The sequence below is a fragment of the Terrimonas alba genome, assembly GCF_042434975.1.
Taxonomy (GTDB): domain Bacteria; phylum Bacteroidota; class Bacteroidia; order Chitinophagales; family Chitinophagaceae; genus Terrimonas_B; species Terrimonas_B alba.
Map to the genome: position 1 here is coordinate 1 of NZ_JBHMQM010000031.1, position 1,555 is coordinate 1,555.

Annotated in this window: 2 protein-coding genes; both read left to right on the plus strand. The window is 40.5% G+C overall.

Features of this window, described 5'->3' with window-relative positions; translation table 11 throughout:
• The coding region (locus tag ACFEL9_RS26040) for a hypothetical protein (RefSeq protein ID WP_385896317.1) at positions 1–752 on the plus strand (752 nt) is incomplete at its 5' end.
• A 231-nt stretch (positions 753–983) separates the two neighbouring features.
• On the plus strand, positions 984–1,555 hold a 572-nt coding region (locus ACFEL9_RS26045), incomplete at its 3' end, for a hypothetical protein (protein WP_385896319.1).

The following is a 1,555-nucleotide window of genomic DNA, read 5'->3' on the forward strand; positions in this document are numbered from 1 at the left end:
GAGACTTTACAGTCATTCTAAAAATAAGAGCAGCAAACGGTACCGTCTATGACTTCGCCAATTGCCATTACCCGGTAGATGTGATTGACATTCCAACCATTGCGACAGTTTATAATCCTCCGGGCTGTAATGACAAAACCTTTACGGTTGATGTAACTTCTCCAACGCTTGGATATACTTACAGCATCGATCAGCCAGGTAATGATGAAGATTTTTCTTCCCAAGATCAAACACCAACTGCACAAAATCCTGATGTTCATTTTACAGGACTTATCGCTGGTGATGGTTTTATTGTCACTGTAACTACTGACCAGGCAGGTTGCACTGCTACTTCAGAATGCGAAGGCAGCACCAACACCAATAGTTGTACAGCTAATGAAACACTTACCAGAACGCCTACCAATAGTACCAATGTGGCCGGCATTACAGAAAAAACTGTAATCAATCCATCAACGAAAACGCTGAAAACTCATAAGATCGTTCTTGAATCACCAACAAAAGTGAACGCAGTCCCCAATCCTTATACGGATAAGATAAGATTTGATCTTGTATCAGGAGTATCCGGTTATGGTTCGCTTGAATTGTACAATGTATTGGGCCAAAAGATAGGCGTTGTTTACCAGGGCTATATCCAGGCAGGCAGACCACTTTACCGTGAATACTCTGTTTCAAAAGGAAGTAGCAGTACGATGATTTATGTTTTCAAAGTAGGTGATCAAAAAGTGACCGGAAGATTGATCGGAATAAAATAGCGTTGAAAGCATGATCCCTTTTTGAAATGCAGGAGCACTCACATTTCAAAAAAATAAAATGATAATAGGTGCTATCGGTAGTACCTATTATCATTTTTCCACAAGAACCTGTTCTCACCCTTTCGAATTTTTCAACACCCCTTTAGATAGACTAAATATCCTTTGATTCTATTCCAGAATCCAATCGACAGGAACTGTATTAACTACTTGTACTTTTTAAAACAATAAAATATGAGATCTATTTTCACCCACAAGCAACCAGAAAATTGCAGTATCATTCCGGGGAAATCGAAGTCCGGTTTTCCGGGTTTTATTAAACGTGTCTCAGCACTTTTGTTGATACCATTTTTAATTTTTTCCTTACAAACTTTTTCCCAGGGATATACTACAGTTGATTTTCACCAGGCCCAAAATGACAGGGGCGGGGCAGGAAGCTATGTCATTGACTGGGTCAATGGTATTTTGAACGCTACGCATACCGATTATTTCGAAGGCATCGGGGTGCCGCAAAGAATTGTATTTACCGGTATACTGCCTAATAATGCCAACTCTAATGTCAATAAGCACTCTTTAAGATTCCGGGTTTTGGCCGAAAAAGATAAAAAGCATGCTTATGATTTTCCCATCTCCTGGGAACAGGCTTTTAAAACCGCTGAAGATATCGGCAATGGCACTGTCAATGAACTGCAAAACCTGTTTACTCAAAAATGTGATCCTGCATTTAGTGCAGCGGGAGCTGCTGCCTGTGCTGCACTGACCGATGGTGTTAACGATTTTGTTCAGACGGCATCTTTTCCTGATGT